This is a genomic window from Desulforamulus hydrothermalis Lam5 = DSM 18033, from assembly GCF_000315365.1.
GTDB lineage: Bacteria > Bacillota > Desulfotomaculia > Desulfotomaculales > Desulfotomaculaceae > Desulfotomaculum > Desulfotomaculum hydrothermale.
On sequence record NZ_CAOS01000003.1, the window covers coordinates 142470 to 167046 of the forward strand.

The 24577-nt window shown below is 50.1% G+C and carries 25 protein-coding genes; 3 read left to right on the forward strand and 22 right to left on the reverse strand.

What is annotated here, in order from left to right:
- Window position 1: 1 nt before the first annotated feature.
- The 9 genes from pyrF to DESHY_RS01860 form a co-directional block, all read right to left on the reverse strand.
- On the reverse strand, window positions 2-739 hold the full coding sequence (pyrF, locus tag DESHY_RS01820) for an orotidine-5'-phosphate decarboxylase (protein ID WP_008409997.1): 738 nt from the start codon (window positions 737-739) through the stop codon (window positions 2-4).
- A gap of 20 nt (window positions 740-759) precedes the next feature.
- Window positions 760-1683 (reverse strand): dihydroorotate dehydrogenase, encoded by a 924-nt coding sequence (locus DESHY_RS01825; protein WP_008409999.1) that lies wholly within the window; start codon window positions 1681-1683, stop codon window positions 760-762.
- Entirely contained in the window at window positions 1680-2474 is a 795-nt protein-coding gene (locus DESHY_RS01830) for a dihydroorotate dehydrogenase electron transfer subunit (protein ID WP_008410001.1), read from the reverse strand. Before DESHY_RS01830 ends, DESHY_RS01825 begins: the two co-directional genes overlap by 4 nt.
- A 103-nt stretch (window positions 2475-2577) precedes the next feature.
- Window positions 2578-5799 carry a carbamoyl-phosphate synthase large subunit gene (carB, locus tag DESHY_RS01835; RefSeq protein WP_008410003.1) on the reverse strand — a complete coding sequence of 1074 codons (3222 nt, stop codon included), beginning with the start codon at window positions 5797-5799 and terminating at the stop codon, window positions 2578-2580.
- Window positions 5800-5811: 12 nt separating this feature from the next.
- Entirely contained in the window at window positions 5812-6891 is a 1080-nt protein-coding gene (gene carA, locus DESHY_RS01840) for a glutamine-hydrolyzing carbamoyl-phosphate synthase small subunit (protein WP_008410006.1), read from the reverse strand.
- Between the two features lie 74 nt (window positions 6892-6965).
- Entirely contained in the window at window positions 6966-8252 is a 1287-nt protein-coding gene (locus tag DESHY_RS01845) for a dihydroorotase (RefSeq protein WP_008410008.1), read from the reverse strand.
- The gene (locus DESHY_RS01850) at window positions 8236-9174 is read right to left on the reverse strand and encodes an aspartate carbamoyltransferase catalytic subunit (protein ID WP_008410011.1); all 939 of its coding nucleotides are present in this window, start codon (window positions 9172-9174) and stop codon (window positions 8236-8238) included. Before DESHY_RS01850 ends, DESHY_RS01845 begins: the two co-directional genes overlap by 17 nt.
- Window positions 9175-9368: 194 nt before the next feature.
- On the reverse strand, window positions 9369-9926 hold the full coding sequence (pyrR, locus tag DESHY_RS01855) for a bifunctional pyr operon transcriptional regulator/uracil phosphoribosyltransferase PyrR (RefSeq protein WP_048817849.1): 558 nt from the start codon (window positions 9924-9926) through the stop codon (window positions 9369-9371).
- A 304-nt stretch (window positions 9927-10230) separates the two neighbouring features.
- Entirely contained in the window at window positions 10231-10506 is a 276-nt protein-coding gene (locus tag DESHY_RS01860) for a YqhV family protein (protein WP_008410015.1), read from the reverse strand.
- Window positions 10507-10642: 136 nt separating this feature from the next.
- On the opposite strand from DESHY_RS01860, the gene DESHY_RS01865 reads away from it, so the two are divergent.
- From DESHY_RS01865 to DESHY_RS01875, 3 genes are all read left to right on the forward strand, one after another.
- On the forward strand, window positions 10643-12058 hold the full coding sequence (locus tag DESHY_RS01865; RefSeq protein ID WP_048817850.1) for an MFS transporter: 1416 nt from the start codon (window positions 10643-10645) through the stop codon (window positions 12056-12058).
- Window positions 12059-12195: 137 nt separating this feature from the next.
- The gene (comA, locus tag DESHY_RS01870) at window positions 12196-13005 is read left to right on the forward strand and encodes a phosphosulfolactate synthase (RefSeq protein WP_008410018.1); all 810 of its coding nucleotides are present in this window, start codon (window positions 12196-12198) and stop codon (window positions 13003-13005) included.
- Between the two features lie 165 nt (window positions 13006-13170).
- Window positions 13171-13626: a DUF441 domain-containing protein gene (locus DESHY_RS01875; RefSeq protein ID WP_008410020.1), complete on the forward strand. Its 456-nt coding sequence runs from the start codon at window positions 13171-13173 to the stop codon at window positions 13624-13626.
- A 6-nt stretch (window positions 13627-13632) separates the two neighbouring features.
- On the opposite strand, the gene DESHY_RS01880 is transcribed toward DESHY_RS01875, so the two are convergent.
- The 13 genes from DESHY_RS01880 to ruvB all read right to left on the reverse strand — a co-directional run bounded on the left by DESHY_RS01880 (window position 13633) and on the right by ruvB (window position 24574).
- Window positions 13633-13926 carry a DUF5665 domain-containing protein gene (locus DESHY_RS01880; RefSeq protein ID WP_008410022.1) on the reverse strand — a complete coding sequence of 98 codons (294 nt, stop codon included), beginning with the start codon at window positions 13924-13926 and terminating at the stop codon, window positions 13633-13635.
- 66 nt (window positions 13927-13992) lie between these two features.
- Window positions 13993-14916 carry an RluA family pseudouridine synthase gene (locus tag DESHY_RS01885; RefSeq protein WP_008410024.1) on the reverse strand — a complete coding sequence of 308 codons (924 nt, stop codon included), beginning with the start codon at window positions 14914-14916 and terminating at the stop codon, window positions 13993-13995.
- 228 nt (window positions 14917-15144) lie between these two features.
- Window positions 15145-16503, reverse strand: a complete 1359-nt coding sequence (locus tag DESHY_RS01890; RefSeq protein WP_008410028.1) for a PFL family protein — start codon at window positions 16501-16503, stop codon at window positions 15145-15147.
- 29 nt (window positions 16504-16532) lie between these two features.
- Window positions 16533-16835 (reverse strand): ACT domain-containing protein, encoded by a 303-nt coding sequence (locus DESHY_RS01895; protein WP_008410029.1) that lies wholly within the window; start codon window positions 16833-16835, stop codon window positions 16533-16535.
- A gap of 63 nt (window positions 16836-16898) precedes the next feature.
- Complete coding sequence (secF, locus tag DESHY_RS01900; RefSeq protein WP_008410030.1) at window positions 16899-17777, reverse strand: protein translocase subunit SecF; 879 nt, start codon at window positions 17775-17777, stop codon at window positions 16899-16901.
- Between the two features lie 14 nt (window positions 17778-17791).
- Window positions 17792-19024, reverse strand: coding sequence for a protein translocase subunit SecD (secD, locus tag DESHY_RS01905; RefSeq protein WP_008410032.1), 1233 nt, complete (start codon window positions 19022-19024; stop codon window positions 17792-17794).
- Between the two features lie 84 nt (window positions 19025-19108).
- A complete protein-coding gene (locus tag DESHY_RS01910; protein ID WP_008410034.1) occupies window positions 19109-19771 on the reverse strand; it encodes an HD domain-containing protein in 663 nt (220 codons plus the stop codon).
- A 73-nt stretch (window positions 19772-19844) separates the two neighbouring features.
- Entirely contained in the window at window positions 19845-20126 is a 282-nt protein-coding gene (gene yajC / locus DESHY_RS01915; RefSeq protein ID WP_008410037.1) for a preprotein translocase subunit YajC, read from the reverse strand.
- A gap of 74 nt (window positions 20127-20200) precedes the next feature.
- Window positions 20201-21313 carry a tRNA guanosine(34) transglycosylase Tgt gene (gene tgt, locus DESHY_RS01920; RefSeq protein ID WP_008410039.1) on the reverse strand — a complete coding sequence of 371 codons (1113 nt, stop codon included), beginning with the start codon at window positions 21311-21313 and terminating at the stop codon, window positions 20201-20203.
- An 8-nt stretch (window positions 21314-21321) separates the two neighbouring features.
- A complete protein-coding gene (queA, locus tag DESHY_RS01925; RefSeq protein WP_008410040.1) occupies window positions 21322-22347 on the reverse strand; it encodes a tRNA preQ1(34) S-adenosylmethionine ribosyltransferase-isomerase QueA in 1026 nt (341 codons plus the stop codon).
- Window positions 22348-22609: 262 nt separating this feature from the next.
- The gene (locus tag DESHY_RS01930; RefSeq protein WP_008410042.1) at window positions 22610-22834 is read right to left on the reverse strand and encodes a DUF2905 domain-containing protein; all 225 of its coding nucleotides are present in this window, start codon (window positions 22832-22834) and stop codon (window positions 22610-22612) included.
- A complete protein-coding gene (locus tag DESHY_RS01935; RefSeq protein ID WP_008410044.1) occupies window positions 22821-23399 on the reverse strand; it encodes an epoxyqueuosine reductase QueH in 579 nt (192 codons plus the stop codon). Before DESHY_RS01935 ends, DESHY_RS01930 begins: the two co-directional genes overlap by 14 nt.
- A 140-nt stretch (window positions 23400-23539) precedes the next feature.
- Window positions 23540-24574: a Holliday junction branch migration DNA helicase RuvB gene (gene ruvB, locus DESHY_RS01940; protein ID WP_008410046.1), complete on the reverse strand. Its 1035-nt coding sequence runs from the start codon at window positions 24572-24574 to the stop codon at window positions 23540-23542.
- Between the last annotated feature and the right edge of the window lie 3 nt (window positions 24575-24577).

The following is a 24577-nucleotide window of genomic DNA, read 5'->3' on the forward strand; positions in this document are numbered from 1 at the left end:
CTTACAATACCTCAGCCAATTCAGTAATTATTTTTTGCGCCGCCGCCGCCGGGTCAGCCTGGCCGGTAATCGGGCGACCCACTACCAGGTAACCGGCCCCCTGGCCAAGGGCGGCCGCCGGTGTCATAATGCGTTTCTGGTCGCCCGCCACCGACCAGGCCGGTCGAATACCGGGGGTAATGATAAGAAAATCTTCCCCACAGGCCCGGCGGATAACGGCAATTTCCCGGGGTGACGCCACCACGCCGTCCAAACCTGCTTGGCGGGTAAGGAGAGCCCAGTCTGCCACCTTTCTTTGAATATCACAGGTAAACCCCAGCTCGTACTGAAAAGCCGTCGGGTCAATACTGGTTAAAACCGTCACCGCGATTACCCGTGGGGCCGGCCGGCCAAGGGCCGCCGCCTGTTCCCGCACCGCTTCTGCAGCGGCCCGCATCATAGCAGTCCCGCCGGCAGCATGCACATTGATAATATCCGCCCCCAGTGCGGTCAGCCCCCGGGCCGCTTGCGCCACTGTGTTGGGGATATCGTGCAGCTTTAAATCAAGAAAGACCCGCACGCCGGCTTCTTTTAGCCGTTTTACTATATCAGGCCCGGCCTGGTAAAAAAGCTGCATGCCCACCTTAAACATGCCCACCTGGGTTGACAATTTTTTTACCAGGTCCAGGGCTGCCTCACCGGTATCAACATCCAGGGCAACAATTAATTTTTCTTTTGCCAATTTTAATTTGTTTTCCATATCATCCCACCATAAATAACTTAGTTGCCGGGTACCTGTGCCGCACCCACCAGTTCTTTAATGTCAGTAATTTTATTTTCTTTTAAGTACAACTCAATCCCTTCAAGTACATCCAGAGCAGCCCGGGGATTGATAAAGCTGGCGGTTCCCACCGCCACTGCGGTTGCCCCGGCCAGGATAAATTCCAGAGCGTCGGCAGCAGTGCTGATGCCGCCCATGCCAATAATGGGTAATTTGACCGCCCGGTAAACCTGCCAGACCGCCCGTACTGCCACCGGTTTTACAGCCGGGCCGGACAAACCGCCCATAACGTTGCCCAGTACCGGTTTACGCCGGCGAATATCAATGGCCATTCCCAGCAGGGTATTAATGAGTGACAAGCCATCTGCCCCCGCTTCTTCCACCGCCTTGGCAATTTCTTCGATATCCGTTACATTGGGCGACAGCTTGACAATTACCGGTAGGTCAGTGGCCCCTTTAACCGCCCTGGTAACCTGGGCGGCTGTGCTCGGCCGGCTGCCAAAGGCCAAGCCCCCTTTTTTTACATTGGGGCAGGAAATATTTACTTCCAGCCCGGCAATGCCCGGTACACCGTTGAGCCTTTCCGCCACCCGGGCATATTCCTCAACCGTGCTGCCGGCTATGTTAACAATAACTTTGGTTTGCAGGGTTGCAAAATACGGAGCATAATGTTGCACCAGGTAATCCACGCCGGGATTTTGTAAGCCAATGGCATTTAGTATGCCGGCCGGTGTTTCCACCAGCCGGGGGGTCTTATTCCCCTGTCGCGGTTCCCAGGTTGTTCCCTTGACCACTACAGCCCCCAGCCGGTTAAGATCAAAGTACGGCCGGTACTCCAGGCCAAAACCAAAGGTGCCGGAAGCGGTGGTGACCGGGTTTTTCATTTTAATACCGCCCACATTGACTGCTAAATTAGGTTTCAATCCCACACCACCTGCCAGGAGGGAAATACCGGACCGTCGGCACATGCCCTTTGCTGCCTAACTTGGCCATGATGAGCGATTTTAACCGCACAGGACAGGCAAGCACCCACCCCGCACCCCATTTTTTCTTCCAAGGTTACTTCCCCGGGCACGTCAGCTGACGCCAGCATAGCCGATATTTCTTGCATCATTGCCTTGGGACCGCACAGGTAAGTCATGGCCGTGCGTCGCCAATCACGGTGACGGCGCATCATGTCCGGCACAGTTCCTTGAAAACCCAAGGAACCGTCATCGGTAGCAATCACCACTTCTGCCCCCAGCTGGACAAACTGCCCGTCACAAAGCAAGCTTTTTTTGTTTTTGGCACCCAGATATACTGTTATGGGGCATTTCAGATTGGCTAATTCCTGGGCCAGGAAGACCAGGGGAGCCGCCCCGATACCGCCCGCCGCCAGCGCTACCCGGGAGCCCGGCAGCGGCAAAGTAAAGCCGCGCCCCAGAGGCCCCATTACGTTAACCACATCACCGGTTCGTTTTTGCGCCAGGATAGCTGTACCCTTACCCACTACCCTGAACAGCAAAGCTACAATCCCCTGCTGTCGGCTGACCATGTGGATGGAAAGGGGCCTGCGCAGCAGCGGATCATGTGCACTGCTGCAGCTTACATGCACAAATTGGCCCGGCACAGCCAGCCGGGCAATCTCCGGAGCCTCTAACTCCATATAATAAGTTTCCGGCGCCACAGGAAAAACCGCCGCCACTTTAGCATCTGATACTTTAGACACAACCATCCCCCCACCTGTTAAATTGCCGCAATCTGCCTTAAGTTTACTCTTTATAAGCGGATTTTGGCAAGAATTTCTCCCTAACACTAACCTGTTAATATTAATTTTGTTACCGTTTGGCAAAGCTGTGATAGTTTTGCAGGGGAATTAAGTCGGGGATTTCCCCTTCCTGGATGCCGTAAAGCACCTCTACCACTGCCCAGGCGGTATCCATGGAAGTCAGGCAGGGAACACCGTGTTCCACGGCCGCCCGGCGGATTTTAAAGCCGTCCCGCCAGGGCTCTTTTCCTCGGCTGATGGTGTTAATAACCAGGTTGATCTGGCCCGCTTTAATCAGGTCTACAATCGTTTGCCCGCCTTCTCCCACTTTGTTGACAACGGTCGCCGGAATACCGTGCCGGCCTAAATAATCCGCTGTGCCGCGGGTAGCGCATATCTTGTAGCCCAACTCCAGCAACCCCTGTATAACGGGCAGTGATTCTTCTTTGTCCCGGTCGGCAATGGTGGCCAGCACCGTTCCTTGTTTGGGAAATCGGTTGCCGGCAGCCAGCAGAGCTTTGTACAGGGCCATTGAAAAATCCCTGTCAACGCCCAGTACCTCACCGGTGGACTTCATTTCCGGCCCCAGGGAAACATCCACATCCAGCAGTTTTCCGAAGGAAAATACCGGCGCCTTAACCGCCACCAGACCGGCAGCCGGCACCAACCCTCCTTGATACCCCAATTCTGCCAGGGTTTTCCCCAAAGCACATTTGGTAGCCAGGTGCACCATCGGGATGCCGGTAACTTTGCTTAAATAAGGAACTGTCCGGCTGGAACGGGGGTTAACTTCAATGACATAGATTTGATCTTCATGCAGCACATACTGGATATTAACCAACCCTTTAACTTGCAGGGCCCGGGCAATGCGCCGGGTGTAATCAACTATCCGGGCTGTCTGCCGGCCGGTCAAGGTTTGGGCCGGGTAAACCGCCATGCTGTCTCCCGAATGGACACCGGCCCGTTCGATATGTTCCATAATGCCGGGAATCAAAACCTCACTGCCATCGCAAACAGCATCCACCTCAAATTCCCGACCTACCAGGTAGCGGTCCACCAGCACCGGGTGTTCCGGCGTTACTTTAACCGCCTTTTCCATGTAAGCTAAAAGTTCCTGTTGGTTATAGACAATTTCCATAGCCCGGCCACCCAGCACATAGGAAGGGCGTATCAGCACCGGAAAACCCACTTCGTCGGCAATGGCCGCCGCTTCCGCCAGTGAACAGGCGGTTCGTCCGGCCGGCCTGGCAATATTTAACCGGCTCAGCAATTGATCAAACCTTTTTCGATCTTCGGCTTGATCTATGGCATCGACCGTGGTGCCAATTATCCGGTAACCGGCGGCAGCCAGCGGTTTAGCCAGGTTGATGGCGGTTTGGCCGCCAAACTGCACAATTACCCCCTGGGGCTTTTCTTGATCCAAGATATTTAAGACGTCCTCCGGCACCAGTGGTTCAAAATACAGTCGGTCGGCGGTATCAAAATCGGTACTGACAGTTTCCGGGTTATTGTTAATAATGATGGTCTCCAGCCCCTCTTCCCGAAGAGCCCAAACCGAGTGTACCGAACAGTAGTCAAACTCAATGCCTTGTCCAATCCTGATGGGCCCTGAACCCAGCACCGCCACTTTAGGTCGCTGGGTGGGCAGCGCCTCGGATTCTGATTCGTAGCAGGAGTAGTAATAAGGTGTCACCGCGGCAAATTCAGCCGCACAGGTATCCACCATTTTATAAACCGGTTGAAGGCCTGAAGATAACCTGGCCTGCCTTACCTGTTCCGCCGACCGGCCGGTTAAATAACCGATGTAGTTATCCGATAAACCATACTTTTTAGCTGCCAGCAATAATTCCCGGCTTAAGCCCCCCGCTGCCTGCCGCAGGTTTTCGGCAAATTTAACCACATCCTGTATTTTTTCCAGAAAGAACCTGTCGATACCGCTCAGTGTATGAGCTTCCTCAACGGTACCGCCCCGCCGGAAAAATTCTGCCAGGACAAAGATCCGCCGGTCTTCTGCTTGCTTCAATTTGTCGGCTAGCTGCCGGTCGGGCCAGGCAGCCGTTTCGGGCAGCTGCAGGGCTTCCAGGCCAATCTCCAGTGAACGGATAGCTTTTAACAGGGCCGCCTCAAAGGTACGGTCGATGGCCATCACCTCACCGGTGGCTTTCATCTGGGTACCCAGGGAACGGTCCGCATCGGTAAATTTGTCAAAGGGCCAACGGGGAAATTTAACCACTACATAATCCAGCGTCGGTTCAAAACAGGCATAGGTTTGCCCGGTCACTGCATTGCGTATTTCATCCAGGGTCAGGCCGACGGCAATTTTAGCCGCCACTTTGGCGATAGGATAACCGGTAGCTTTGGAAGCCAGGGCTGAGGAACGTGAGACCCGGGGATTTACTTCAATGACATAATATTTAAAACTGTGGGGATCCAGGGCAAACTGAACATTGCACCCTCCCTCAATACCCAGGGCCCGGATAATTTTTATGGCTGCACTGCGCAGCATCTGGTATTCACGGTCGCTCAGGGTTTGTGAGGGGGCCACCACAATGCTGTCGCCGGTATGAACACCTACCGGATCAATATTTTCCATATTGCAAACAGTAATACAGTTATCCGCGCTGTCCCGCATGACTTCATACTCTATTTCTTTCCACCCGGCCACACTGCGCTCTACGAGTATTTGCCCAATCAAGCTGTGTTTAAGTCCCTTCACGGCAACAGCCGCCAGTTCATCCCGGCTGTGGGCAAGGCCGCCGCCTGTTCCCCCCAGGGTATAAGCCGGCCGCACAATTACCGGGTAGCCGATGGAGTCCGCAAACTCCACCGCTTCCCTGACAGAACAAACAATGGCGCTTTCAGGCACCGGCTCACCAATTTGTTCCATCATCAACTTAAACATTTCCCTGTCTTCTGCTTTGCGGATGGCATCCAGGGGGGTGCCCAGCAGGGCAACCCCTTCTTCCTCTAAAATTCCCTGTTCCGCCAACTGCAGGGCAATGTTAAGTCCCACCTGTCCTCCCAGGGTAGGCAGCAGGCCGTCCGGCTTCTCCTGCCGAATTACCCGGGTGACAAACTCGGGCGTCAGTGGTTCGATATAAACTTTATCGGCCATGTCGGCATCTGTCATGATGGTGGCAGGGTTGGAGTTTATCAGCACCACTGCCAAACCCTCTTCCCGCAAAGAGCGGCAGGCCTGGGTGCCGGCATAATCAAACTCCGCTGCCTGACCGATAACAATGGGACCGGAGCCAATCACCAACACTTTTTGTATCCCTTGCTTTTTGGGCATGAGTTACCTCCTTCAACTTGCTGCCTGTTGCGTAATGTTTGCCAGGAAGCGGTCAAACAGATATTCTGAATCCATGGGACCGGGTGCGGCTTCCGGGTGATACTGCACCGAGAAAACCGGCAGATACTTATGGCACAAGCCCTCTACGGTATTATCGTTTAAGTTGAGATGGGACACTGCAACATCCGGCGGCAGCGATTCGGCAGCCACTGCAAAACCATGATTCTGAGATGTGATATACACCCGGCCGCTGACCAAATCCTTAACCGGGTGGTTGGCGCCCCGATGACCAAACTTTAATTTGTAGGTTTTCCCTCCCACAGCCAGACCAAGAATTTGATGGCCCAGGCATATGCCGAAAATCGGCAGCTGACCGATGAGCTGCTTGACGGTTTGAATGGCATAGGGCACGTCGGTGGGGTCGCCGGGACCGTTGGACAGCATAACTCCCTGGGGATTTAAAGCCAGTATGTCCGCCGCAGCGGTGGTGGGCGGCAGCACAATCACTTCACAACCGCGGTTATTAAGACAGCGAATAATATTGGCTTTAGCACCAAAATCCAGCAATGCTATCCGGGGTCCGCTGCCGGGCACCGTGTAAATTTCCTTGGTAGCTACGGTGGGCACCAGCTCCTGTCCGGAAATTGGCGGGCATGATTTGGCTTTTTCTACCAGTTCACGGGGGTCGACCGCTCCGGTGCATATTACACCGCGCATGGTACCGTAGTTGCGAATACGCCTGGTCAAAGCCCGGGTGTCAATGCCGGCAATACCGATGATACCCTGCCGGGCCAGAAATTCATCTATTTTATTGCTGACCCGCCAGTTGCTGGGGCGGTAACAGGCTTCTTTAACCACAAAGCCCCGCACAAAAGAACTCTTAGCCTCAAAATCATCTTTATTAATGCCGTAATTACCAATCAGCGGGTAAGTCATTACCACTATTTGACCGCAATAGGAGGGATCGGTTAACACCTCTTGATAACCGGTCATGCCGGTATTAAATACCACTTCTCCCCATTGTTCGCCGCCGGCACCAAAACCCGTGCCGGCATATACAGTTCCGTCTTCCAAGGCTAAATATGCTTGCATGATGCAAAGACACCTCCGTCAAGTTGCTTCTTTGTATAATTATACATTAAACTGTATAATTATCTAGTATTGATTTACACCAGGAGTTGTCTTTCTTGCATAACAACCCTGCCCTTTACCATCGTCAGTACCGGCAAGCCGGTTAATTTCCATCTGGCAAAAGGCGTGTTTTTGCTTTTGCTTTGCAATTTGGCAGGGTCCACCACTTCACTGCAGTGGGGATCAATTACGGTAATGTCTGCCTCTGTGCCGGGCAGCAGTCTGCCGCCGGGCAGCCCCAGCACCTGTCTGGGATGCCAGCTCAGTTTGGCCACCGCCTGGGGTACGGTAAGCACCCCCGGCTGCACCAGCCGGGTAAATACCAGTCCTACGGCGGTTTCCAGGCCAATCATGCCGTTGGGCGCATAGGCAAACTCTACATCTTTTTCGTGGTAAGCATGGGGAGCATGATCGGTGGCAATAACATCTATGGTGCCGTCCCGCAGCCCCTCCTGCACAGCCGCCACATCCTCCTGCCGGCGCAAAGGCGGGTTTACTTTTGCGTTGGTATTAAATCCCTGCACTGCCTCATCCGTCAGTGTAAAATGATGGGGCGTAGCCTCAGCAGTAACTCTGACCCCCCTTGCTTTGGCCTCCCGCACCAGCCGCACACTGCCCCGGGTGCTAAGGTGAGCAATATGCAGCCGGCAGCCGGTGGCCTCAGCCAGCAGGATATCCCTGGCTACCATTACTTCTTCGGCAGCCGGGGGTATCCCTTTTAACCCCAGCATGGCGGCAACAGCCCCTTCATGCATTTGACCGTCAGCAGCCAGGTTTACATCCTCACAATGGGAGATTACCGTCAATCCCAACATGGCAGCATACTGCATAATTCTGTACATGGTGCCGGCATCCGTCACCGGTCGGCCGTCATCAGACAGGGCCACTGCCCCGGCTTCCTTTAAATCTGCCATTTCAGTCATCTCTTTGCCCTGCGACCCTTTGGTCAAGGCTCCGATGGGATATACCTGCACAGCGGCCTGGCGGGCTTTTTCTTTAATATAGCTGATTACTGCCCCATGATCTGCCACCGGGTTGGTATTGGGCATGCAAGCCACTGCGGTAAAGCCACCCATAGCTGCGGCCCGGGTGCCGCTAAGGATATCTTCTTTGTACTCGTAGCCGGGCTCCCGCAGGTGGACATGCATATCTAACAAACCGGGACAAACGTATTGCCGGCCGGCTTCAATAACCCGGGCGGCGGGATCTGTCAGGTCATCACCCATCTCTAATATGAAGCCGTTATCCACCAAAATATCAGCTGTGGTTAAGCTGTCAGCCACCGGGTCAACAACCGTGCCGCCCTTAATGAGCAAGCGCATGATATTCACCTCCTGTTAACAGGTATAATAACGCCATGCGAACTGCCACCCCGTTAGTAACCTGCTCATTTATGACCGACCGGCTGCCGTAGGCCACCTGTGGATCAATCTCCACGCCCCGGTTCATGGGGCCCGGATGCATGATTAAGGCATCCGGTGCGGTTAATTGCAGCCGCTTCTGGTTGATACCGAATAAACGGCTGTACTCTCGCAGGGTGGGAAATAAGCCTTGCTGTTGCCTTTCTAATTGGATGCGCAATACATTTACTACATCTACCCCCTCCAGGGCGGCTTCCACTTCTGTAAATACTTTAACTCCTAATTGTTCAAGTTCCGGCGGCAGCAAGGTGCTCGGCCCTGCTACCCTTACCTCCGCCCCCAGTTTGCTGAGTCCCCATATATTTGATCTGGCCACCCGGCTGTGCAGAATATCTCCTACGATGGCTACCTTCAGTCCTGCCAGGCTCCCCTTTTTTTCTCTGATGGTGAACAGGTCCAGCAGGGCCTGGGTTGGGTGCTCGTGGGTGCCGTCTCCGGCATTGATTACTGCCGCCGGTATGCATTTAGCCAGGTACTCAGCAGCACCGCTGGCCGGGTGGCGCATCACCACCACATCTACTCCCATGGCCGTCAGAGTAAGGCCGGTATCCCGCAGGCTTTCACCTTTGGCCACCGAGCTGCCGGAGGCGGCCAGTCCTATGGTGTCGGCGCTGAGAAACTTGGCTGCCAGCTCAAAGGAGGCTCTGGTGCGGGTACTGTTTTCATAAAACAGGGTTACCATACTGCGTCCCCGCAAAGTGGGTGTTTTTTTAATTTTGCGGCCGATTATCTCCTTCATAGGTACCGCAGTATCCAGAATCAGGTTTATTTCCTCCGGTGTCAGTTGTCTTAAGCCAAGCAGGTCCTTTCTTTGCCAAAACACACCCATCCCTCCTTTAAATTATTGGTTAGCAGTTACAGGTTACAAATAAAACAGCCCCAACCAGGTTGTAATACCTGGCTGAGGCCGGCAATAAGGCTATAAATTCAGCAATCTTTGCATTGCTGCCTGCATTCCCACCCGGGAATCACCTTGCCGGCCTCACTGGACCGCTTTTAAAGGTTTGTCAGGTAGAGTTATTCTGTTCCTTCTAAAATAACAACTCTTTCTTCGCCGTCAATCTCGGTTAACCGGACGGAAATCACCTCTTTACGAGAAGTGGGAACGTTTTTCCCCACATAATCTGCCCGGATAGGAATTTCCCGGTGTCCCCGGTCAATTAACACCGCCAGTTGCACCACTTCCGGCCGGCCCAGATCCATAATGGCATCCAGGGCAGCCCGCACCGTACGGCCTGTGTAAAGCACATCATCCACCAGCACCAGTTTTTTGCCGGTAACCGGAAAGTTCACTTCTGTTTGGTGAACCTGGGGCTGATTAGCCAGGGTAGTTAAATCATCCCTGTAGAGGGTAATATCTAAAATCCCCACCGGCACAGTGGTGCCTTCAATGTCACTGATAAATTTGGCCAGTCGCTGGGCCAGAGGAACTCCGCGGCGGCGTACACCGATTAAAGCTACGTTTTCTACCCCTTTGTTGCGTTCAATAATTTCATGGGCAATCCGCACCAGCGCCCGTCTCATTCCTTTGTCGTCCAGAATCTGCGCCTTTTCCTTGAGATCCCGCTCATTCATAAAATTAATGGACACCTCCAGCCAATAGGCATTAAAAACGCTTACCGTTACGGTAAGCACGCATAGTTTAACCTAAAATAAGGTTCTTTATGTTCCTTACCGGCCTCACTGGACCAAATTAAAGGTTTTGCTGGTATAAGTTTAGCACCCGCCGCCGCCCCTGTCAACCACCGGATGCCATTAAGAAATGTTTATACCGGACTGTCGACCCATCCGCTTGTGATGACCGCAGCAAATGCCTGCGCTGCACGGTACTGACAGATGCCTGAGCCTCATAAGCCCCGGCAAGATTGTCTCATCTGGGTTACGGTCGGCTGATACCGTAAAAAATAAGTGCCACCCCGGCCAGGATAATGCCCATTTTGCTTAATGAAACTTTACCGGCCAGCCCCACCAGGCCCAGGGTGGTCACCAACACCATCACCGTAGGACCCACCATAGCCAGTAAAGCATTAATTTTCAAAGCCGTTTCCACTCTGCCAAACTTTATCATCAGAAAAGCAGCCGTTAATTCCAAGCTGGCCGAACAACAACGCAGCAAGGCCATGGCTATGACAATTTTATCGGCAACATAAAACATAATTAACCTCCGCCGCTTGTCAGCATTACCTATTCTTAGATATGCCGCAGCAGAGGGGAAAATGCATAGCAATAAGTTTTCAGAGAAAGAATACATTTGCCCTTATTTTAAAGTTTATATAAAGGACGTGGTATGTTTGGCACAGGCAGCCGCAGCAGGAGATAAAAATAAACCGGTAAATAAATTTACCCTGGCCGCCCTGGCCGGGGTGCCACTGATTATGGTCTTGGGAAATTCCATGTTAATTCCGGTACTGCCGCAAATGGCCAAAACTCTCCGGGTATCTCAAATGCAGATCAGCCTGATCATAACCCTTTTTTCAGTTCCGGCTGGCCTGGTTATCCCTTTAGCCGGTTTTTTATCCGATCGTTTCGGGCGTAAAAAAGTAATTATTCCCAGCCTGTTTCTTTATGGGCTGGGCGGTTTAATCGCCGGGGGAGGCGCTGTTTTTTTAAAAGAACAGGCTTTTCCTTTAATTTTGGGGGGCAGGATTATTCAGGGCATCGGTGCGGCGGGCACCGCCCCCATCGCTATGGCCTTTTGCGGCGACCTTTGGCAGGGAAAAGAAAGGGCTAAATCTCTGGGGGTTATCGAGGCTGCCAACGGCATGGGTAAAGTGGCCAGCCCCATTTTGGGTTCTTTACTTGGCCTGATTGCCTGGTGGGCTGTCTTTTTCTTCTTCCCCCTGATTATTGCCGTGGTAATATTAGCCGTCTGGCTTCTCACCAAAGAACCTGACAGGCAACAAGAACCCAAAACAGTAAAGCAGTACCTTAACGCCATCCGAAAAATCTTTAAAAAGAAAGCGCCTTTACTGCTCAGCTGCTTTTTCGCCGGATCAGCCGCCTTGTTAATCCTGTTTGGCGTGTTATTTTATTTGTCAGATTATCTGGAAAAAAAATTTGGCATGGATGGCCTACTAAAAGGAGCTGCCTTGGCTGTGCCTGTCTTATTTATGAGCACCACCTCTTATATTACCGGAGCTTTAATTAAAAAGCATGTAGCCGTTATGAAGTGGCTGGTTGTTTCCGGTCTGGGCCTAATGGCAGCTTCCCTGCTGACGCTGCCCGTATTTAACAATATTTATGCTTTTTTCGGCGGCATCTCGCTGGCCGGCATCGGCACCGGTTTGGTATTGCCCTGTTTAAATACTTTGATTACAGGATCCACAGATAAAGATGAACGGGGGCTGGTCACTTCCCTGTACGGCGGCGTTCGTTTTCTTGGTGTTGCGGCAGGCCCCCCCTTGTTTGGCTGGCTGGTGGGCATCGGACAGCACATCATGTTTTGGGCTGCCGCCGGACTGGCAGCAACGGCGGGATTACTGGCCTTCTTTTTGATTAAGGTCAGAGCCATCCAGGCTTCCCAGCCGTCTAACAGCCCGGAAGATCAGCAAGTCTCAAAACAAATCATGGTCAAACCGGTAGCCAGGCCGGCTTATATTTATAACAGCCTGGCCGGTCGCCCCCATGAGCTGCTGGTAGCCCGTAAGCCTTTGCCGGAGATGCCAAGGGGAAATAAGGATGGACAGGTAAATAATGGCGATCTCTGAAACATGTGACCTCTGCTCTACTGTTGGCATAGATTAAACTCAGGTAAACCACTCCCAAAGATACGGGTATGTACAGGAGGTGCCAGAGGGATCTCGCTTAACCGTGAGCGAGCCCGGAAAGGAGTTGTGTTAGCCTGATGACCAAAAAAGGGACAGAAAAAATGTGGCAGGAACTGCTGCAATTTCCGATGGGAAAACGGACCGCTAAGCCACGCACCACCGGTATTACCATGATTATTGACAAAGGCCTTGGTTTGGGAGAAACCAGAGATTTGTTAAATTTGGCAGGTGATTATATTGATTTTTTAAAGTTGGGTTTTGGTACCGCCGCACTGTATTACAATGAGGTTCTGGAGGAAAAAATTCATCTGGTTACCTCCCACGGTGTGGACATCTACCCAGGTGGTACCTTTTTAGAAGTGGCGGTGCTCCAAGACAAGCTGCGGCAATACCTGGCAATGGCCCGAGATTTTGGCTTTACTGCGGTAGAAATTTCTGACGGCACCATTGATATGAGTTTGCAGCTGCGCGCCCAGGCCATCTCCACAGCCTGCGAAATGGGTTTTAAGGTACTTTCAGAGGTAGGTAAAAAAGACCCTGACAACGAATTTGAGATAAAAGATATTATCAGGTTAGTTAACCATGACCTGTCCTGCGGCGCCTGCCATGTTATAGTGGAGGGGCGGGAATCAGGCAAAGCTGTAGGACTGTACGACCGGGAAGGCAATCTCATTATGTCCGAACTGGAAGAATTAGTTTACAGCGTCCGGGACGCTTCTAAATTAATTTGGGAAGCGCCGCTTAAAGAACAGCAGCAGGAACTAATTATCCGTTTTGGCCCCAATGTCAACATGGGCAACATTAATCCCCATGAAGTTCTGGCCCTGGAAGCCTTGCGGGCTGGTCTCAGGGCGGATACATTAAAGGCGGTACTGCAGAGAACGTAAACATTTATTAAGCAGGGACTGCGCTGATTGGTGACCCTCTGCCTGAACCCTAAAATGCCGTTGCAGCACAGCCCCGGCCTGCCGGCCGGGGGTCTGCCCTTTGTGCTAGAACCGGACAGGTGTGCATATATTGTAATAAACTTGTCCGGAAAAGGAGCTAAGACAATGCACGGGGGCGAAATTTCCATGCTCATATTACTTCTCATCGGTCTGGCAGCCAGGTCTAATCTCATTTCCGTCTGTGCCTGTATTTTGCTAGTCCTGCAATTCAGCAAACTGGAAATACTGTTTCCTTATCTGGAAACCCACGGTTTAGAGGTGGGTTTGCTTTTTCTGCTTCTCTCAATCCTTATTCCCATCGCCACCGACAAAGTTACAACCGGCGAACTTCTATATAATATAACCTCTTTGCCCGGCCTGCTGGCTGTTTTGGCTGGCGTGCTGGCCACTCATTTAAACAGTGAGGGTTTAAAGTTGATGCAGATAAACCCAGGCATTATTTTTGGTCTTATTTTAGGGTCGGTGATCGGTATACTGTTCTTTAACGGTCAGCCGGTAGGCCCCTTAATGGCCGCCGGAGTGACCGCCCTTTTCGTCGAAGCGCTCAACTGGTTTCGCTAGTTTTCTTCAATACATTTTTATTTGCACCATTTGAACAATCTGCGCAATAAAATCACTTACCAGCGGCAAGTTAAGCAATAATAATTTTTGCAAAAAATACAGTACCGCCGCACCCAAAATTGTAAAACCCACCGCAATACCTAAGCCCCGGGCAATGCCTGAAATAAAGTTCACCCATAGCAAGCGCCTGGTATCCTCCAACAGTGCCACATACTCAGCCAGTTTCATTTTTTCCATATTCCTGGCCAGCGCATCTATCCTTTCCCGCAGCGCACACAATTGATGTTTAAGCTGTTCCACGCCAAACCCTCCCGGCTTTTAGTGTACCCCGGGACATTCTTTTTATCTGGTATTGGCTGAAGATCTTTACGGTGTAAAATTTTCCCTTAAATACTGCAGAACATCTGCAAACACCCGGGGCAGCGGGGCTGTAAATTCCAAGTAAGTGTCGCTGACCGGATGCCGGAAACCCAGCACCATGGCATGCAGCAGTTGACCGTCCAAGTTGAAATGAGGTTTGCTTGGCCCATATTTGGGGTCACCCACCAGCGGAAATCCCAGGTACGACATATGCACTCTGATTTGGTGAGTGCGCCCTGTTTCCAGGCGGCACTCAATTAAGGTGTAACGGCCAAACCGTTCCACCACCCGGTAATGAGTCACGGCCGGTTTGGAGTTGCGTTCAATAACCGCCATCTTTTGTCTGTCCCTGGGGTCACGGCCAATGGGCGCATTAACCGTTCCCTGTTCTTCTTTTAGGTTGTTATGGACAAGGGCAAGGTAGCGCCTGGTCACTGTGCGATCTTTCAACTGTTGAGCCAGCGCTTGATGAGCATTATCATTTTTGGCCACCATCAGAAGGCCGGAAGTATCCTTGTCTAATCTGTGGACGATACCGGGACGCATCACACCGTTGATGCCTGACAAGTCCTGACAATGGTACAGCAGGGCGTTTACCAGAGTGCCTGAAACAGTACCGTCAGCCGGGTGAACAACCATCCCCCTGGGTTTATTCACGACTATTAAGTGACTGTCTTCATAGTAAATGTCTAACGGAATGTTCTCAGGTTCCACCTTCAATTCCGCCGCCGGCGGGACAATCAGGCAAACTTTTTCACCGGCTTTTAATTTATGGTTGGCCTTAACCGGCCGGTCGTCTACTGTCACCATTGCTTCATCGATCAGTTTTTGTATATAAGACCGGCTGATATCCTGGCAAACACCCGCTAAAAAAACATCCAGGCGGGTTTTCGCATGTTCCGGTTTGATAACAAATACAAGGGGCTGCACAAATACACCTCATGCCAAAATTTTATCAACAGTTTGATAAACCTTGCCTTCGGCAACATTCGTAAACCTTTTTTCAAGAGCATTATAACATAAAGCATCTGCCGAACGAAATTTTCGCCACAGAGGCAAAAGAAAAAGGCCCTTGATTTTCCGGTGCTCCGGCACTCAACAGCCCACAGTACTTTTCAGACAGGCAGCTATTAACTGCCTGTCTGAAAAACAACAGCACTAGTTCTTCAAACTCTGTATGGGAGCCGGTATGCGTCCGCCACGGGACACAAAATCTACTGCAGCAGCTGTTTTTACTGGGATTATCGGTGCATGTCCCAGTAAGCCGCCAAACTCCACATGATCCCCCACTTTTTTGCCGGGGGCGGGAATAATGCGTACGGCAGTGGTCTTAAAGTTCACCATGCCGATGGCCATTTCATCAGCAATAATTGCTGCAATGGTTTCCGCTGTGGTATCCCCGGGAACGGCAATCATGTCTAAGCCCACCGAACATACGCAGGTCATGGCCTCCAGTTTTTCTAACGTTAATACCCCTTGCTCAGCAGCCCTAATCATGCCGGCATCTTCGCTTAAGGGTATAAATGCCCCGGAAAGACCGCCTACATAAGAGGAAGCCATGGCGCCGCCCTTTTTCACTGCATCATTCAGAAGAGCCAGCGCCGCTGTGGTACCGTGGGTACCGCAGGTTTCCAAGCCCATAGCCTCTAATACTTCCGCCACACTGTCTCCGACAGCAGGCGTAGGCGCCAGGGACAGGTCAACAATTCCGAAAGGCACCCCCAATTTTTGGGCGGCTGCCCGGCCCACCAGTTCGCCCATTCTGGTTATTTTAAAGGCAGTTTTTTTCACGGTTTCTGCCAAAGTGCCAAAATCGCAACCCTTTACTTTTTCTACTGCATTTTTCACCACGCCGGGACCGCTGACCCCTACGTTAATGGTACACTCCGGCTCTCCCACACCGTGAAAAGCACCGGCCATAAAGGGGTTATCCTCCGGCACGTTGCAAAATACCACCAGCTTGGCGCAGGCCAGCCCGTCTTGCGGGGCGGTACGTTCGGCACACTCTTTAATGACCTGTCCCATCAGATAGACCGCATCCATGTTGATGCCATCCTTGGTAGAACCCACATTAACGGATGAACACACCCGCTCGGTGACAGATAAGGCCTCCGGGATGGAGTTAATTAAAATGCGGTCACCTTTAGTAAAACCTTTATGAACCAAAGCAGAGAAACCGCCAATAAAATTAACGCCAACTTCTTTAGCCGCACGATCCATTGCTTCCGCAAAGGCAGTATAATTATCGGCATTGCTGCTTTCTGCCACCAGTGCCACAGGGGTAACAGAAATTCGTTTGTTAATAATAGGAATACCGTATTCCCGCTCTATTTCCTCTCCGGCACGCACCAGGTTGGCAGCCCGGCCGGTTATCTTGTCATATATTTTTTGACAAGCTTTTTTGTAATCAGCATCCGCACAATCCCGCAGGCTGATACCCATGGTAATGGTGCGAATGTCCAGATTTTCTTCTTGCACCATGCGTATGGTTTCTAAAACTTCATTGATGCTGTACATGACAACCTCCTGCTCATTTAACCCTATGACTAAATGCGGTGCATATAGCGAAAAACATCCTCGTGCTGGGCTTCAATTTTGACACCCATTTCTTTCCCCAGTTGATTTAGTTTTTCTTTTAACGAGTCAAGCTCCAGGGAACTCTTTTCCATGTCGGCAATTAACACCATAGCAAAAAACTCTTGCAAAATTGTTTGGCTGATATCCAGAATATTAATTTGATGGTCTGCCAGTATGGTGGCAACCCGGGCAATAATGCCAACCCTATCCTGTCCGATAACAGTCACAATAATACGGTTGCGGGACATTTCGCTTTTTATTTGCTCCAGCATAAACTTCCTCCTTGCAGTTATAAAAAATTAACGCGAGGGGTTACCCCGCGCAGTATTTTTATTTTAGGCAGCTGCCTTGGCAGCACGTTTGCGTTCCCTGTTCAAGCGCCTTAAATCATACCAGACAGGGCCGGCGTTAAAGATGGATGAGTAGGCTCCGCTGATAATACCGATCAGCAACAGGGTGACAAAGTTATGGATGGTGCTGCCACCAAACCAGAACAGGGACAACAACACAAACACCACAGTCAACACGGTATTGATGGAACGGGCCATGGTCTGCCACAAAGATTTGTTAACCAGGTCAGCCAAATCTTCTTTACGGTTCTGACGCAGGTTTTCACGAATACGGTCAAATATAACAATTGTATCGTTAATGGAATAACCAATAATGGTTAATACAGCTGCCACAAAGGAGCTGTCTATTTCAACTTGCAGCAGGGAGGCCATACCTACCATCACCAGCACGTCGTGCAGCAGGGCACCGATGGCAGCCATCGCCTGCAAAAATTCAAAACGCCAGGTAATGTACAGTACCATCAGTACTGATGCAATTGCCAAAGCCATTAAAGCCTGACGGGTTAATTCCTTACCGATGACCGGCCCTACCAGCTCATTGCGCAACAGGGTAGCCCCGCCCAGTTTTTCACTGATGCCGTTAAAGGCTTTGTCGCTTTCCTGTTGGGACATCGCTTTAGTCCGGATAATAAAGGTGTTTTCGCCGCTGCTCTGGATCTTGCTGTCGGCCAAATCATATTCATCTAAGGCCGTCCGTACTTGTTCCACTGTTGTGGGGTTATTAAACCTTAATTCCACCAGGTTGCCGCCGGTGAAATCGATACCCAGGTTAAGCCCCCGGGTGGTTAATGAAACCAGCCCCAGGACAATGATGGCCAGGGAGAGAATATAGTATATCTTACGATTTTTAATGATATGAAACATACTTTTTACCTCCCTTACGCCCCGTAGAGTTTTGTGTTTTTGATGCCGGTATCAGCCGTGCTGTGCAGCAGCCATTTGGTAAAGGTAATGGCCGTAAACATACTGGTTAAAATGCCTACAGACAGGGCCACCGCAAAGCTCTTAATGGGGCCGGAACCATAGTAAAACAGTACGGCAGCGGCTATCAAGGTGGTTACGTTGGAATCCAGCACCGCCACCAAGGCCCGCTTAAATCCGGCATCAATGGCCGTACGCAGTGTTTTGCCGCTTTTCAGTTCTTCTTTTAAGCGTTCAAATATAATAACATTGGCATCCACCGCCATACCCATAGACAACAGGAAAGCAGCTATTCCCGGCAGCGTCAGCACCACATGCATGGCCGCAAAAATACCCAGCACAATCAGTGCGTATACTACCAGTGCAACATTGGCCACCATGCCTGGTATCCGGTAATAAGCCAGCATAAAAGCTAAAATTGCAATAATGCCAATGATGCCTGCTTTAATCGATTTATCCAGGGAATCAGCACCCAAGGTGGGGCCTACGGTACGCTTTTCGATAACATCCGTTTTCAGGGGGAGGGCACCGGATTTCAGCAGTACGGCAATGGTATGGGCTTCTTCCAAACTGTTGTAACCGGTAATGCGGGCTTTACCTCCGGTAATGGGTTCTTGTACCACAGGGTTTTGTAAAACTTGACCGTCCAAGATGATGGCTATCCGCTTGCCGACATTGGCAGAGGTGGCGGCGGCAAATTTTTCTGTGCCTTCTTTGTTGAATTCAAGATCCACTTCCACCAAACCGGAAACAGCGTCCTTTGATTCTACCGCATTTTTCAAATCAGCACCGGTAAGGATTGTCTTACCGTCTTCGGTTTTAAATTCCAGATAAGCTGTTTTTATTATTTCATTAACAGCCTTTTCCGGATCTTTAATACCTGCCAGCTCGACAATAATTCGGTTTTTGCCTTCCCGCTGGATAATTGGTTCGGCTACACCAAAGGCATTTACCCGCCGTTCAATGGTTTCCAGCAATTGCTTCATGGTTTCGTCATTCACCTTGGCCTGCGGCGTATCTTTAGCCTCCAGGGTTACATGCACACCGCCCTGCAAATCCAGGCCCAGCGGAATTTCTTTGGTTAAAGGCAACCATTTGACATTTGGGAAGATGGGCTGTGTGCCGGCAACAGCAATAACAGCTACGGCAATAATAACTGCGAACAGTCTGAGTACCTTGCCCCATTTCATCTCCAATTTCCCCCTTTATATACTGCAAATAAACAAATTTAATTATATACCTGCCAAAATCGCATGTCAATTAAGTATGAGCGTTTATAACAGCTTGGCGCCGTTAATTACTAACTCAAAATTGCAGCCAAGGTAATTGGCTGCGCGGCGGCATAGTATCATTCGTGTGAGAAATATTTCAAAATACTCCATCACCGGACAAATTTCTATATCAATGCTTAGCTCCATGGTGATGGTGCGGCGGTCATCATTAACATAAACAAAAGCATGTGAAGCAGCATAGTTAACCCGATCATGAATATCAAAGGTGGCAAAGTCCTGGTTACGCACCCTTGACCGGTGAACGTCCGACTTATCCGCTACAATCAAAGCCGCCGCCACCGCATTGACAGGATAACCGTACTGTTCTTCGTGGTTGGCAATGGCTGAGGCCACCGTACAAACTTCATCCGGCGGCATACCCATATTTAACAGCAGATTAAATGCGATATTGGCACCGGAAATACCATGATCATTACGGCTGATAACATTGCCGATATCATGCAAATAGCCCGCAATGGCTGCCAGCTCGCACTCCCGGGCCGGCCGGCCCAGTTTTTCTAAAATATTTCTGGCAATGCTGGCCACCAGGTTAATATGGCGGTAACTGTGTTCTGTGAACCCCATAACTCCCAAATATTCATTGCCTTTCCTAATGCAGGCATCCACCACAGGATTCTGCTTGACGTCTTCAAGGGTGATACTCATCCTTGCTTCACTCCTGTATTTAACGCATTGATTGTAAAAAGAGTAGGCCTTGCCTACTCTCTTTTCTAATCGATTACTCGGTTTCTTTCTTTTCTGTCACTTGAGCAATGGCGTTTTTTAATACCTCGATGTGTACTTTATCTGCCACTCTGATAACAACCGTGTTGTCTTTAATCTTTACAATCGAGCCAAGCAGTCCGCCAACGGTTATAATATTGTCGCCAATATTTAATGCTTTGATCATGGCAGCATGCTGCTTTTGTCTTTTTTGTTGCGGCCGGATCATTAAAAAGTAAAGAATGGCAAACAAGGCAACAATATAAATAATAGAAGCCGTTTGTGGTCCTAAATCCAAATTGCACCCTCCTTTCTGCTAGCATAACAACTTTTTCTGCTTCATGTCAGGTTTTCCCTGCCAACAGCACAAATTTAACCTGCCTGGAAATGGGATAAAAATTCAGCCCGGTACTCTAACAGCCTGTCTTGCCGGATGGCTTCTTTTATTTTATCCATTAAACGCTGAATAAAATGCAAATTATGGATGGTTGTTAAGCGAATTCCCAATACTTCATCTGCTTTTATTAAGTGCCGGATATAAGCACGGGAATAATTGCGACAGGTATAACAGTCGCATTGTTCATCCAAAGGCCGAAAATCTTTGGCATATTCAGCATTGCGCACAGTTAAGCGGCCTTTATGAGTAAACACTGCTCCATTGCGGGCAATTCGGGTGGGCAGCACACAATCAAACATATCAACCCCGCGTATCACACCTTCAATCAGGCAATCAGGCGAACCCACCCCCATTAAATAACGGGGCTTGTCCTTAGGCAACAAGGGAATTAAATGATCTAAAACATCATACATCAATTCTTTCGGCTCCCCCACCGACAATCCCCCGATGCCATAACCGGGAAAGTCCAATTCCATTAATTCACGGGCACTGCGTGCACGCAGGTCGTTAAAAACACCGCCTTGAATAATCCCGAACAAGGCCTGGTCTTTCCTGTGATGAGCCTTTTGGCACCTGGCTGCCCAGCGGGTTGTGCGTTCTAAGGCAGCCAGAGCATACTCCCGGTCACAGGGGTAGGGGGCACATTCATCAAAAACCATGGCAATGTCTGCTCCCAGTGCCTGTTCTATTTCCATCACTTTTTCCGGCGTAAAAAAATGCTTGGAACCGTCAATATGGGAACGAAACTCAACGCCTTCCTCGGTAATGGTTCTCAAGGGGCCTAAGCTGAAAACTTGAAAGCCGCCGCTGTCTGTCAGTATAGGCCCGTGCCAGTTCATAAAGCGATGCAGCCCGCCGGCCTCCCGGATTAAATCGTGTCCCGGCCGTAGGTACAGATGATAAGTATTGCTGAGTATCAGCCGGCCGCCTGTCTCCCATACTTCTTCGGGTGTCATGGTTTTAACGGTTGCCTGGGTACCCACAGGCATAAAAATGGGTGTCTCCACCACCCCGTGGGGTGTGTAAAGTTTGCCCAGCCTGGCTCTGGTATGTTTTTCTTCCTTTTCAATAATAATTTTAACCGGCATGTTTCCTCCTAAATAATCAGCATGGCATCTCCAAAGCTGAAGAAACGGTATTTTTCCTGTACTGCCGTACGGTAAGCAGCCAATATTTTTTCCCTGCCCGCCAGAGCACTTACCAACATCAATAAAGTAGACTTGGGCAGGTGAAAGTTGGTAATCAAACCGTCAATTATTTTAAATTTATAACCGGGGTAAATAAAAATATCAGTCATGCCCGAACCGGGTAATACCAACCCCTTGGCATTGCCGGCAGTTTCCAGGGTTCTTACGCTGGTAGTGCCTACGGCAATGACCCGTCCGCCTTGTTCTTTAGCTTTATTAATCTCCTCCGCTGCCTGGGGGGCAATCTCATAATATTCGCTGTGCATAACATGTTGTTCTATGTCCTCCGTTTGTACCGGCCGGAAGGTACCCAAGCCCACATGCAGCAACACTGTTACAGTCTTAACTCCCATGGATCTTATTTCATCCAGCAACTCATGGGTAAAGTGAAGCCCGGCGGTGGGAGCTGCTGCAGATCCCTCTTGCCGGGCGTATACCGTCTGGTAGCGTTGCCGGTCTGCCAGTGGTTTTTTGATGTAAGGCGGCAACGGCATGGTACCAAGCCGCTCCAACACTTGCAGAAAAGGTTCCCGGTGACTGAATTCTATGATCCTGCCGCCAGCCTCGGTATGGTCAAGGATACTGCCTGTCATTGAACCTTCCCCAAAATCCAGCATATCCCCTACCCTGGCCTTCTTGCCCGGTTTCACCAGGGCCTCCCAACGTCTTTCGGCAATCTGCCTGAGCAGCAATACTTCTATTTTAGCGCCGGTGGAAGTTTTTGTGCCATAGATACGGGCCGGTAATACTTTGCTCTCGTTCATCACCAGCACGTCGCCGGGCCGCAAATATTCCACCAGATCGCGAAATACTTTATGTTCAAGGGGCCGGTTGTCCCTGTGAACCACCATTAACCTTGATTGGTCACGTTTTTCAAGAGGTTCCTGGGCAATCAACTGTTCCGGCAAATGATAATCAAAATCTATTAATTTCAAAGCATTAACTCCTTTGTTATTTCCGGGCAATTAATCCCAATGCCTGGGTAATAGTATGCCAAAATTTTTCTAAGGTTATAACCGCCGAACCTTGGCAGTCGCCCGTCATTTTTGTTGTTTCAGGTAACTTATGCTTTGTTCGACATTTATTGGCAAATTCCTGCTTTTCGGCCGGTTAATAAAGAAACGTCCTGTGTCAACAACAGGACGCCTGCACTGTCAACAAATCGGTTCACGATCTTCTTAGTCCAAAGAGCATGTTTTAACGCCTGAACAAGATATTTAAAATGAAAGTCAGCAGTATGCTTAATATAACAGAGGTAACCACCGGAAAATAAAAAGTGAAGTTTCCTTTTTGGATAAATATATCGCCCGGCAACTTACCCAAACCCGGTAGCTTGCCGGCCAGCAGCAGCAAGCCGCCCAGCAAGGACAGCAGCAAACCGGCCAATAATAGCAATTTAGCCATAGATTCAAAGGGTGTCATTTTTTTCAACCACCTTGTTGACAGCATTTCGCCGGGGTCGGTAATACCGATCTCTTTCACTGAAGATACAGCCGCAATATTGCTGGCGGTACATTTCTAATTCTTTTGATTTTGCCACTGCCTCCGGAAAACCGGGGCGGAAATCTTCATAGTGAAAGGGTATGCCATATTGCTCAGCCAGGCTTTCTCCCAGTTGTCTGATTAAATCATGCTTTTGAAAGGGGCTGACCAACAGGGTAGTGGAAAAAGCATCAAACTTCCCCTTTTTAGCCATTTGAGCCGCTTTTTTCAGGCGCATATAATAGCATATCTGACAGCGTCTGGCCTCCCGGTGGACGACTTCCTGCAGGTATTCTTCCAACCGGTAGGTATCGTCAAATATTACTTTTAAATTCTGCTGTCCAGCATACTGTGCCAATTGATCAAGTCTTTTTTGGAATTCAGTATAGGGATGAATATTGGGATTATAAAACAGCCCGTAAACTTCAAATTCCTGCTGTCTTAACTTTGCCAGCGGGTAAATGGTGCAGGGACCGCAACAGGTATGCAGCAAAATTTTTTTCATATAAACTTACTTCCCTTGTATGTTGATTTGTGATGATAAATAATATCGCCCGTTGTTTAAAATTTATAACGCCAGTCTTTCTTCACTTATTTTACTTCCTCCCGGCTAACATTTATTACCGCTGTTCATAATACCCGCCTTTAAAACAGCGTTTTTTGTTCAACCTGGTGAGAACCCGTGTTTTGACAAGGGATTCCTAAGTGCCGGTAGGTTAAAGGAGTGACAATTCTGCCCCGGGGTGTCCGGGCAAGGAAACCCAACTGCATTAAAAAGGGTTCCAGTACATCTTCTACAGTATCTGCTTCTTCACTGATGGAGGCCGCCAGGGTGTCAAGCCCTACCGGTCCGCCATTAAACTTTTCAATAATGGTACGCAGCAGTTGCCGGTCGGTATGATCCAGACCAAGTGAGTCAACCTCAAAGAATTCCAATGCCTCTGCCGCCACCGCTGCTGTAATTTCCCCCGCTGCCCTTACCTGAGCATAATCACGCACCCGTTTCAACAGGCGGTTGGCTATCCGGGGGGTACCCCGGGAACGCCGGGCAATTTCCTCAGCGCCTGATCTTTCAATGGCGACCCGAAGGATTCCGGCTGCCCGGGTAATGATCATGGCCAAATCTTCCGTACTGTAAAACTCCAGGCGGCTGATAATGCCAAAGCGATCCCTCAGCGGGGAAGCCAGCATGCCCGCCCGTGTAGTGGCACCGATAAGAGTAAACTTTGGTAATTCCAAGCGAATGGAACGAGCGCCGGGGCCCTTCCCCAACACAATATCCAAGGCAAAATCTTCCATGGCCGGATATAAGATTTCCTCCACCGACCGGCTTAAGCGGTGTATTTCGTCAATAAAAAGCACATCACCGGGGGCAAGGTTAGTAAGAATGGCAGCTAAATCCCCCTGCCTCTCAATGGCCGGGCCGGAAGTAATACGAATATTAACCCCCATTTCATTAGCAATAATGTTGCTCAAAGTGGTTTTGCCCAGACCTGGCGGGCCAAACAGCAGCACATGATCCAAGGGTTCCCCCCTTTGTTTAGCTGCTTGTACAAAGATGTCAATGGTTTCTTTTACTTTAGCCTGCCCAATGTATTCGCTTAATTTTTTCGGGCGCAAACTTGTTTCCAATTCACTGTCTTCTAATTGTACTGACGCAGATAGCAATCTATCAATCATGTT

Coding starts and splice junctions, on each gene's coding strand:
- pyrR (WP_048817849.1), bottom strand. CDS start 9,926: ATGAATGAGCGGGATCTCAAGGAAAAGGCGCAGATTCTGGACGACAAA.
- DESHY_RS01930 (WP_008410042.1), bottom strand. CDS start 22,834: ATGACACCCTTTGAATCTATGGCTAAATTGCTATTATTGGCCGGTTTG.
- DESHY_RS01860 (WP_008410015.1), bottom strand. CDS start 10,506: ATGTTTTATGTTGCCGATAAAATTGTCATAGCCATGGCCTTGCTGCGT.
- ruvB (WP_008410046.1), bottom strand. CDS start 24,574: ATGATTGATAGATTGCTATCTGCGTCAGTACAATTAGAAGACAGTGAA.
- tgt (WP_008410039.1), bottom strand. CDS start 21,313: ATGCCGGTTAAAATTATTATTGAAAAGGAAGAAAAACATACCAGAGCC.
- carB (WP_008410003.1), bottom strand. CDS start 5,799: ATGCCCAAAAAGCAAGGGATACAAAAAGTGTTGGTGATTGGCTCCGGT.
- secF (WP_008410030.1), bottom strand. CDS start 17,777: ATGTTTCATATCATTAAAAATCGTAAGATATACTATATTCTCTCCCTG.
- DESHY_RS01895 (WP_008410029.1), bottom strand. CDS start 16,835: ATGCTGGAGCAAATAAAAAGCGAAATGTCCCGCAACCGTATTATTGTG.
- DESHY_RS01830 (WP_008410001.1), bottom strand. CDS start 2,474: ATGGTTGTGTCTAAAGTATCAGATGCTAAAGTGGCGGCGGTTTTTCCT.
- DESHY_RS01875 (WP_008410020.1), top strand. CDS start 13,171: ATGCACGGGGGCGAAATTTCCATGCTCATATTACTTCTCATCGGTCTG.
- carA (WP_008410006.1), bottom strand. CDS start 6,891: ATGCAAGCATATTTAGCCTTGGAAGACGGAACTGTATATGCCGGCACG.
- DESHY_RS01890 (WP_008410028.1), bottom strand. CDS start 16,503: ATGTACAGCATCAATGAAGTTTTAGAAACCATACGCATGGTGCAAGAA.
- pyrF (WP_008409997.1), bottom strand. CDS start 739: ATGGAAAACAAATTAAAATTGGCAAAAGAAAAATTAATTGTTGCCCTG.
- DESHY_RS01845 (WP_008410008.1), bottom strand. CDS start 8,252: ATGCGCTTGCTCATTAAGGGCGGCACGGTTGTTGACCCGGTGGCTGAC.
- comA (WP_008410018.1), top strand. CDS start 12,196: ATGACCAAAAAAGGGACAGAAAAAATGTGGCAGGAACTGCTGCAATTT.
- DESHY_RS01935 (WP_008410044.1), bottom strand. CDS start 23,399: ATGAAAAAAATTTTGCTGCATACCTGTTGCGGTCCCTGCACCATTTAC.
- DESHY_RS01910 (WP_008410034.1), bottom strand. CDS start 19,771: ATGAGTATCACCCTTGAAGACGTCAAGCAGAATCCTGTGGTGGATGCC.
- secD (WP_008410032.1), bottom strand. CDS start 19,024: ATGAAATGGGGCAAGGTACTCAGACTGTTCGCAGTTATTATTGCCGTA.